The following is a 10,001-nucleotide window of genomic DNA, read 5'->3' as shown; positions in this document are numbered from 1 at the left end:
AACATCTTTTTTGTTAACAGTGATTTTACCAGTTCCTGGAACAAGGCGAACGCGTGCAACAGCGTTTTTACGACGTCCAGTACCTGCATATTGTGCTTGTGACATACTTTATTGTTCCTTTCCTTAGATAAGTCCTGAAATATCAAGAACTTCTGGTTGTTGTGCAGCGTGAGTGTGCTCAGCTCCAACAAATACTTTCAACTTCATACCTTGAGCGCGTCCAAGAGTATTGTGTGGAAGCATACCTTTAACTGATTTCTCAATCAAACGTACTGCATTTTTAGAACGAAGCTCACCTGCAGAGATTTGTTTCAATCCACCTGGGTGGTTTGAGTGAGTGTAGTAGATTTTATCAGTTGCTTTTTTACCAGTCAATTTAACTTTTTCAGCATTGATAACAATCACAAAGTCACCTGTATCAGTGTGTGGTGTAAATGTTGGTTTGTTTTTTCCGCGAAGTACGCTAGCAACTACTGCAGAAAGACGTCCAAGTGGTACATCAGTTGCGTCAACTACGTACCATTTACGTTCAACTTGGCCTGGTTTAGCCATAAATGTTGTTTTGTTCATGATTTCTCCTATATATAGTTCGATTTTTGTTTACGGTGATGGGTGTTCCTTCCCATCGAAAAGTATTTGGAAGGTTCCGGGGCCTTTCAAATGGGGTAAACAATACCGCCTACTATAATACCAAATTTCACCCCTAAAAGTCAATAGATATGAAAAATATTTTTCTGAATTCCACTCTTTTTATCTCTAAAAAACCTCGCTTATGCGAGGCTCTTCTATTTATAAGATAAGGCACGTTTAAAGGTTTTCCAAGGACCTAAATCATCTGTTTGCAGAACGAGACTAGCATACATGCGTCCGATAAAGACTGTTGCCGTTACTGCAAAAGCAATCGTAATAGCAAGCGAAATCCAAGCTTCTAACCCATTTGCATAACCATTAATAGCTCTAAACGGCATGAAGAAAGTCGAAATAAAGGGAATATATGAACCAATCTTCAAGATGAGATTGTCACCAGCTGCACCTAGAGCTGTCACTCCAAAAAAACCACCTATAATCAAAATCATCAAAGGCGACAAGGCTTTTCCTGCATCCTCAGGGCGAGAAACCATAGAGCCTAGGAAGGCTGCTAAAACAACGTACATAAAGAGGCTAACCAAGACAAACAATAAGGTGTTGAGCGAGAAAGCCTCTCCTATATGGTTTAAAATACCAGATTGTGCCAAGATTGGTAGGTCTTTAAAGAGAAGAATGGCAGCAAGTCCACCCACGACGTAAATGCCAATATGGGTCAAAATCACAAGAAGCAGAGCCAGCATGCGAGCGTAGAAATAATGGCTAGCTCGGATACTAGAGAAGACCACCTCCATGATTTTGGTTCCTTTCTCACTAGCTACTTCCTGGGCAGTGACACTAGCATAGGTAATCAAAATCATATAGAGGAAGAAACCAAGCCCTGCGGCCGCAATGGTTTGAACAATTTTTTTGTTTTCCTTAGATTCATCAATCTTCTCAGTAAAATCAACGGTTTGACTCAAGCGTTTTTCCTGTTCTTGTGACAAATTGGCTGCCGATCGATTGAGTTGGTATTGCAGTTCGTTAAGCTTATTGGTTACTGCTAGCTTGATGCCTGTTTCAAGAGAAGTTTCACCATGATAGACGGCCTTGAGGACACTATCCTCTTGATCAATAGTTAGGTAACCCTTGATTTTCTCATCTTTGATAGCAGCTTGGGCACTGGCTTCATCCTTATAATCAAAGTTGATACCATTAGTACCCTTGAGCCCATCTTCCACAGATGGCACAGTTGTTACTACTGCTATCTTACTATTTTTAGCCATAGAAGAGCCTTGGAGATAGCCAATTCCTCCAGAGAGACCGATAAACAAGAATGGTGAAATCACCATAAAGAAGAAACTCCACGATTTGACATGTCGAAGATAGGTTTCCTTCATTACAACCCACATATTGCTCATACTTCCACCCCTGATTCTAGTTTAAAGATTTCATCAATTGTTGGCGCTTGTTGGTCAAAGGTTGCGATGTATTGCCCCTGAGTCAAGATTGGGAAGAGTTCCCTTCCAGCACTCTCATCCTCCAAGATCAATTTCCAACTGCCTTGTTTGGTCAAGCTCACCTGTTTGACATGAGGAAGGTTTTCCAATTCTTCCTTGCTTCGCTCACTTGAAACAAAGAGACGCGTTTTCCCGTATTGATTGCGGACATCCTGAACTGGCCCATGCAAGACCACACGGCCATCTCGAATCATGAGAATATCGTCACAAAGCTCCTCGACGTTGGTCATGACATGGTCAGAAAAGATAATGGTTGCCCCACGTTCTTTTTCTTGAAAAATGACTTGTTTGAGCAATTCTGTATTAACTGGGTCCAATCCACTGAAAGGCTCATCCAAAATAATCAAGTCTGGCTCATGAATCAGAGTAATAATCAGCTGAATCTTCTGCTGATTTCCTTTTGACAGACTCTTGATTTTATCAGTCAGCTTTCCTTTGACTTCCAACCTCTTCATCCATTGAGGGAGTTTTTCCTTGATCTCCTTGGCATCCATACCTTTTAGAGTCGCCAAGTAACGAACTTGTTCAAGGACTGTCAATTTAGGCATGAGACTGCGTTCTTCAGGCAGATATCCAATCCGAGCATAGGTCTCTTGACGAATATCCTGACCATCTAGACTGATTTCTCCCTGGTATTCTAAAAATTTCAAAATACTATGGAAAATCGTTGTCTTCCCAGCACCATTTTTCCCTACTAATCCCAAAATACGACCTGGTCGCGCTTGAAAGTTAATACCAAACAAAACTTGCTTGGATCCAAAACTTTTCTCTAGACTTCTTACTTCTAGCATCTTTCACCTCCGAAATGTCTTGCACTCATTATACTCCTTTTTGATAGCCTTTACAATGATTTCTGTCCATTTTTATCATCCTCATTGTTAGTAAAAAATCTTAGGGTACTTTGAGTTATGAGTACATTATACACTGGTAAACTCCAATTTATCTTCTCTGTTCCTCAACTATCTATTTTTGATCCTGAATTGTTATGTGAAAAGCAAAAATCCACCCCGAAGGATGGATTGATGAGTTAACGTACTTCTGCATTCACTTTTTCTTCGAGTGATGCTTGGATTTTTTCCATATAGCGTGCGACTTCTTCGTCCGTTAAGCTGTCTTCTGGATTTTGGAAGGTCAAGCTATAAGCCATTGACTTCATACCAAGTCCCAATTTTTCGCCTGAGAAGACGTCAAAGAGTTTGATATCTGTCAAACGTTTCACGCTGGCAGCTTGGATAGCGTCTACAACTTCTTGGTGAGTTACTTCTGCCTTGAGGAGAAGAGCAACGTCACGGCTGACTGCTGGGAATTTCGTGATTTCCACAAATGGAGCAGCAGGTTGAAGGGCTACTTCGATGGCTGAAAGGTTGAGCTCAGCCACATAAGTTTCTGGAATATCGTAAGCCTTAGCAGTGACTGGGTGTACTTGACCAAGGAAACCAAGAACTTGGTCACCGAGTGAAATGACTGCTGTACGACCTGGATGAAGGCTAGCGATTTCAGATGTTGCTGTATAAGTTACTTGGAGTCCCAAACGAGCAAAGAGGGCTTCAAGGATTCCTTTAGCATAGAAGAAATCAACTGGCACTGCTGCTGTTTGGAAATCTTTTTCAGCAACTAAGCCTGTCAAGGCAAGGGCAAAACTGTTGATTTCATTTGGAAGTTCTTCTTTTGGATTGCCAGTTTGTTCAAAGACTTTTCCAATCTCGTAAAGGGCTAAGTTTTTGTTCTTACGAGCCACGTTGTAAGCAACTGTATCTAGGATACCTGAGATCATATTTTGACGGAGGACAGAATGGTCCACTGTCATTGGCCACATGAGTTCAGTAAGGTTACTTGGTTGAGCCGTAAACTCAACTGCTTTTTCAGGAGTTGTTAGAGCGTAGGTGATAATTTCTGTCAAACCTGCTCCTTCAGCAATTGTACGAACTTGACGGCGGAGTTTTTGTGTGGCTGTCAATTCACCAGCGGTACCATCGTCTTTTGGAAGGCTGGTTGGCAAGCGGTCATAACCATAGATACGAGCAATTTCTTCAAAGAGGTCTGCTTCGATTGTGATATCCCAACGACGACGTGGTACGCTGACTGTAAAGCTGTCTGCATTCCCAGAAAGACCAAAGCCAAGACGACGGAAGACATCTTCGACATCAGCATATGAAAGCTCCGTACCAAGGACACGATTAACGTCTGCAAGGGTTGAAGAAACTTCCACATCAGAGGTATCAAGTTCACCCGCTGAAACGATGCCTTTGCGCACAGTTGCACCGGCAAGTTCGGCAATCATGCTAGCTGCCGCATCAAGGGCTTCGTTAACAGTTGCCACATTGATACCTTTTTCAAAGCGAGAAGATGACTCAGAACGAAGGTTGAGGCGACCACTGGTCTTGCGGATAGATTTTCCATTGAAGACTGCAGCTTCAAGGACGACACGACTAGATTTCTCAGAGATTTCTGTTGCTTGACCGCCCATGACACCTGCAAGGGCTACTGGCTTGTCTGCGACAGTGATAACTAAGTCATTCACGTCCAACTCACGTTCTTCACCATCCAAGGTCACTAATTTTTCACCAGCACGCGCTTCACGCACACGGATGTCATTTCCTTCAAAGGTATCCAAGTCAAAGGCGTGCATTGGTTGACCAAAGTAGAGAAGGATGTAGTTGGTCACGTCCACTACGTTATTGATTGGACGGATTCCTTCGTTCATGAGAAGGTTTTGCAACCATTGTGGACTTGGTGCGATAGTAACATTGTCCAAGATACGAGCTGCATAGTAAGGCGCCTTGTCTGTCTCAATGCCCACAGAAAGAGCATCTGCTGCAGCTTGGTCAGTTTCTGAAAGAGTAAATTCTTTAAAGTTGACCGCCTTGTCATAGATGGCTGCAACTTCGTGAGCTACTCCACGCATAGAAAGAGCGTCCGCACGGTTGGGTGTGATAGAAAGTTCGATGATTTCATCATCCAAGTCTAGGTATGAGAAGACTTCATCCCCAGGAACGGCATTTTCTGGCAAGATTTGGATGCCATCTGTGAATTCCTTAGGCACAACTGAATCAGAAATTCCCAATTCACCAAGTGAACAGATCATCCCAAGTGACTCCAAGCCACGGATTTTTCCTTTTTTGATTTTGTAGTTGTCAGCGATGCGAGCACCTGGAAGAGCCACCATAACCTTGATACCAGCACGCACATTCGGAGCACCACAAACGATTTGACGTGCTTCTTCTTCGCCAACGTTAACCTGACAAACATGGAGGTGAGTTTCTGGCACATCTTCGCAAGATAAGACCTCACCGACGACAATTTTTGAGAGACCAGCAGCAGGTGATTCGACACCTTCTACCTCGATCCCTGTAGTTGACATTTTTTCAGCCAATTCTTGTGATGGAACATCAATGTCCACCAATTCTTTTAACCATTTATAAGATACAAGCATAATTCTAATTGTAAGGTCCCACCAAGTAAGACCTTTTCAATTCCTTTCTTTTTCTTCGAGTCAGTCCTCACCATTTCTCATCAAGAGTAGCTGACTAGGACTGTGTTTCAGGTTTCAATCTTATTTAAACTGTTCTGAGAAGCGGACATCTCCTTGGTAGAATCCACGGATATCGTTGATTCCGTAACGAAGCATAGCTACACGTTCTTGTCCAAGACCAAAGGCAAATCCAGAGTAAACAGTGGCATCGATACCACTCATTTCAAGGACACGTGGGTGAACCATACCGGCCCCCATAATTTCAATCCAACCTGTTTTCTTACATACATTACAGCCTTCTCCACCACACTTGAAGCAAGAAACATCCACCTCAACAGATGGCTCTGTGAATGGGAAGTAAGATGGACGCAAACGAATTTGACGCTCTTCACCAAACATTTTTTGCACAATCAACTGAAGCGTTCCTTGAAGGTCTGCCATAGAGATGTTTTTCCCAACTACCAAGCCTTCAATTTGGTGGAACTGGTGACTGTGAGTCGCATCGTCGGTGTCACGACGGAAGACGCGCCCTGGCGAGATCATCTTCAAAGGACCTTTAGAAAAATCATGAGCATCCATAGCACGCGCCTGAACTGGAGACGTGTGAGTACGGAGTAAGATTTCTTCTGTGATATAGAAAGTATCCTGCATATCACGGGCTGGGTGGTCTTTTGGAAGGTTCATACGTTCAAAGTTATAGTAGTCTTGCTCCACTTCAAAACCATCCACGACTTGGTAACCCATACCGATGAAGATATCTTCGATTTCTTCACTGGTTTGTGTGAGAACATGACGGTGACCAGTCGCAACTGGGCGGCCTGGAAGCGTCACATCGATACTCTCGCTAGCTAATTGTACAGCGACTTTCTTTTCTTCCAAGAGCTTAGCTGTTTCTTCAAAGGCTGCTGTCAAGACATCACGAGCTTCATTGACGTGTTTCCCAATGATTGGACGCATCTCAGCAGAGACATCTTTCATCCCTTTGAGGATTTCAGTAAGTGAACCCTTTTTCCCAAGGACTGAGACACGCAAATCTTGCATCTCTTTTTCATTTTCAACAGTAATCTGCTTCAAGCTAGCCAGCGTTTCTTCACGAAGCGCTTTTAATTGTTCTTCAATAGTTGACATAATTCCTCCATCAGTCGCTTATCAGATAAAAAGAAAACCACATGCCAAAAACTCCACTCGGAGCGTTGACACGCGGTACCATCCGTTTTCATCTGACAAGTCAGACCTTCATTTCTAAATCCATGCGCAAGTGAATTCACCCAGCTTTCATATAGAGAGCTTGCAGTCACGGCTCTCCTCCCTGATATACTTCCCTTGAGTTACTAGTCTTGCAGATTTCTATTCAATTACTACTTAGTTTATCAGATTTTTACCATTCTTGCAAGACCTATCTCACTTCTGCTTGCTTTTAAATCGCCATTGGAAGCGAAGCTTGTCATAGAAGGGAAATTCGATAAACAAGACTCCCAAGCCCACACAGAGACTGGCAAGGACGTCTGATGGATAGTGAACTCCCAGATAGACCCTTGATACCAACACACTGACTAGGTAGAGAGCAAGGACGATTTGCACGATTTTTCTCCAGACTGGATTTTTAATCCGTTGACTGAGAATGACAATCAGAGAACCAACCATCAAGGTTACAGCCAGAGAATGGCCACTTGGAAAGGAAAATCCCTTCTCCTCAACCAAGTGTAAAATAGCTGGTCGTGGGCGCTGGTAGATATTTTTAAAGGTAACGATTAAAAGAGCTGTCAAAGCCAGATTTCCCAGCATGAAGAAACTTTCTATCTTCCACCGCTTACGATAAAAAACAAAAACTGCAATGACAACCCAAGTGATAATCACTGGAATATCAATCAAGCGTGTGATGGCCCTGAAAAGAATAGTCAAGTAATCTGGCAAGTCTCCTCGAACGGCAGTCTGTATCGGTTGGTCAAAACCGACCAGCGTTTCAGGGTAAAATTTGACCATATAGCCAAGAATAACGAAAAGTAAAAGGGCAAAACTGCCCTTCATTAAAAATGTTTGTTTATCTTTCATAATGTTTTAAGGTTGGTTTCAAGAGAACATACAACAACCAGAATGAAACGGAAAAGATGACACCCTCAATCAAGTTAAAAGGCAACACCATAGTCATTAGGTAGTTGGAAAGTCCCAAAATTTTTCCAATATCAAAGTTAGCAAACTTAGCGTACAAAGGAACAGCGTAAACATAGTTGAGAACCAACATAGCCACGGTTAAACCAATAGTCCCAGCTAGAGAGCCTAGTAGGAAACGAAGGGTTGTTCGTTCCTTTTTCCAAATCAAAGCAAATACAATGACAAAAACTCCCAAAGCTACGATATTCATTGGCAAACCAATGTAGGTATTCACTCCCTGGCTATTAAGAAGCAATTTTAAGAGTGAGCGAAGCAAGAGAACTCCTAGAGCAGCAGGCAAATCCATGACTACCAAGCCCACAAGAACTGGCAAGATACTAAATTCGATCTTGAGGAAAGACGCCGCTGGCAAAAGCGGAAAGTCAAAGTACATCAGCACAAATGAGATGGCTGATAGAATCGCAATGGTCGAAAGTCGACGTGTGTTTGTCATAACAGGTTCCTCCAATTTTCTATAAAATCAGAAGAAGTTAGAAAGGATTCCTCTATCTATTCTCACTTTTTATATCCCAAAAGTTCCCTCTCACTCTATTAAGGAAATTAAAGCAAGCGGTTACAGTTTAGCTATAAATCTATCAGAACAGACAAAGCTATTCTTTCGTCTTCTCCCATCCAGACTATACTGTCGGTTGTGGAATCTCACCACATCAGCTTGCGCTCGCGGACTTATTTGGCTAAGATATTTTAGATTTATCTAGGCGTCGCAGTAGAGGATAATACTTAAAGTATATCGAGACAAGACAACGACAAGAAAGCTAAAATAGCTAGTCAAATTTACCGCCGGTCGGGAATTTCACCCTGCCCTGAAGACTCTTTTATCATAACAAAAAACGCTTGCAAGCGCAAGCATTTTGTTCATTTTCATTTTCATTTTTTATTTCAATTTATCCACTTCATAGGTATGAATGAGCTCAAGACCTGCAAAGTTCTGCTGGCGGAGGGCTTCGTAGACAATCATGCAGACGGTATTAGACACATTGAGACTGCGAACATGTTCATCATTCATAGGAATACGGAGAGCTTTCTCAGGATGTTCGCGCATAAAGTCCTCAGGCAAACCCTTGTCTTCACGTCCAAAGAGAAAATAATGGTCTTCTTCAGTCGATAAATCCACCTCAGAATAGACTTTTTCCGCGAATTTCGAAATCAGATAGAGTTTGCCCTTCATCTGAGACATGAAATCCTCCAAACTCTCGTAAAAATAAATCTCTAGTTTATCCCAATAATCCAATCCAGCTCGCTTCATCTTGCGGTCATCAATAGGAAAGCCCATTGGCTTGATGATGTGGAGGGGAGAATTGGTCGCAGCGCAAGTACGCGCGATATTGCCTGTATTTTGTGGAATTTGAGGTTCAAATAATACAATGTGATTTGTCATGACTTGCTTCCTTTCACCATTGCAAAAAAATAGCCACACTGCCCGGAGTCAAGCTCAGCAAACAGCGTGGTTAAGGCATCGTTAACTTACCTCACAACAGGTTTGAAGTAAATCAGCGAAACTACTTTCTTAGTATAACACTTTCAGAATCATTGTCAATAGAAACGACTTGATTTTTTCAATTTTTTCAAGCTATTTCTTGGGGTTTCTAGGAGAAAATTCTTAAATATATGCAAAAATTGCTTACTCTTTTATACCTATCTGTGGACTGGGAATGATGATATTATGACCTCGTTATTTCAAATACTGCTGTATGAAGCCACTCATTATGAATTTGTAAGTCATTTTCTATAACCCTACTAAAGATGAAGCCATTTTTTAAAAGCACCCTCTGAGAGGCTAGATTACCTGTTGCCGTTCCTGCAATGATTCTATTGAAACCATAAGTCGTGAAGGCTTTTTCTAAAACGAGTTTAACCGCTTCGCTGGCATAACCTAAATTGCTAACATTTTCCCCAATCCTATACCCAAGCTCTGCTGTTTTTCGATTATTCTCTAAAACACTCAAATTGATTCTTCCGACCATAACTCCTTGTGCATCTCTAATAAGATGCATGTAGACATCATGATTCTCTTGTTCCCTTAACAATTCCCTCGTAATTTCTTTAAAACCTTCTAAATCAAAATAGTTAGCTAGTCTAGGAGGTAAATTCCGCTCAAAATACTCTTGATTCTCTTTTTCAAAAAAATAGACGTCTAAACTATTTTCTTCAGACAACAGCTCTAAACTTATCATTGTAAATCATCTCCCGTCATTATATACATTCAATATTTTCCCATGTTTATACAAAATGAAATTAACACGATTTAAATTAAATACTTTTACTATTTTATA

At 41.7% G+C, this 10,001-nt stretch carries 10 protein-coding genes and 1 riboswitch; all 10 genes read right to left on the bottom strand.

The window, feature by feature from the left end; all coding sequences use genetic code 11:
• A partial coding sequence (rpsI, locus tag SK578_RS01685; protein WP_042750073.1) for a 30S ribosomal protein S9 occupies positions 1-105 on the bottom strand: 105 nt, incomplete at its 3' end.
• A gap of 18 nt (positions 106-123) precedes the next feature.
• Complete coding sequence (gene rplM, locus SK578_RS01680; RefSeq protein ID WP_001044624.1) at positions 124-570, bottom strand: 50S ribosomal protein L13; 447 nt, start codon at positions 568-570, stop codon at positions 124-126.
• Between the two features lie 215 nt (positions 571-785).
• On the bottom strand, positions 786-1,985 hold the full coding sequence (locus SK578_RS01675; RefSeq protein WP_042750070.1) for an ABC transporter permease: 1,200 nt from the start codon (positions 1,983-1,985) through the stop codon (positions 786-788).
• Entirely contained in the window at positions 1,982-2,875 is an 894-nt protein-coding gene (locus SK578_RS01670; protein ID WP_042750069.1) for an ABC transporter ATP-binding protein, read from the bottom strand. Before SK578_RS01670 ends, SK578_RS01675 begins: the two co-directional genes overlap by 4 nt.
• 236 nt (positions 2,876-3,111) lie before the next feature.
• Positions 3,112-5,517, bottom strand: coding sequence for a phenylalanine--tRNA ligase subunit beta (pheT, locus tag SK578_RS01665; protein WP_042750066.1), 2,406 nt, complete (start codon positions 5,515-5,517; stop codon positions 3,112-3,114).
• Positions 5,518-5,637: 120 nt separating this feature from the next.
• A complete protein-coding gene (gene pheS, locus SK578_RS01660; RefSeq protein ID WP_042750065.1) occupies positions 5,638-6,684 on the bottom strand; it encodes a phenylalanine--tRNA ligase subunit alpha in 1,047 nt (348 codons plus the stop codon).
• Between the two features lie 273 nt (positions 6,685-6,957).
• Positions 6,958-7,608 carry a phosphatase PAP2 family protein gene (locus SK578_RS01655; RefSeq protein WP_042750063.1) on the bottom strand — a complete coding sequence of 217 codons (651 nt, stop codon included), beginning with the start codon at positions 7,606-7,608 and terminating at the stop codon, positions 6,958-6,960.
• Positions 7,598-8,161, bottom strand: coding sequence for an ECF transporter S component (locus SK578_RS01650; protein WP_000185834.1), 564 nt, complete (start codon positions 8,159-8,161; stop codon positions 7,598-7,600). The genes SK578_RS01655 and SK578_RS01650 overlap by 11 nt, the downstream gene beginning before the upstream one ends.
• 163 nt (positions 8,162-8,324) lie before the next feature.
• A riboswitch (FMN riboswitch) is annotated at positions 8,325-8,543 on the bottom strand.
• Positions 8,544-8,602: 59 nt separating this feature from the next.
• The gene (locus SK578_RS01645; RefSeq protein WP_042750061.1) at positions 8,603-9,106 is read right to left on the bottom strand and encodes a tRNA (cytidine(34)-2'-O)-methyltransferase; all 504 of its coding nucleotides are present in this window, start codon (positions 9,104-9,106) and stop codon (positions 8,603-8,605) included.
• A gap of 283 nt (positions 9,107-9,389) precedes the next feature.
• The gene (locus SK578_RS01640) at positions 9,390-9,902 is read right to left on the bottom strand and encodes a GNAT family N-acetyltransferase (RefSeq protein WP_042750059.1); all 513 of its coding nucleotides are present in this window, start codon (positions 9,900-9,902) and stop codon (positions 9,390-9,392) included.
• Positions 9,903-10,001: the final 99 nt, after the last annotated feature.

The sequence above is a fragment of the Streptococcus mitis genome, from assembly GCF_000722755.1.
In the GTDB taxonomy this organism is placed as follows: domain Bacteria; phylum Bacillota; class Bacilli; order Lactobacillales; family Streptococcaceae; genus Streptococcus; species Streptococcus mitis_CM.
This window is presented reverse-complemented; position numbering and strand designations above follow the sequence as displayed.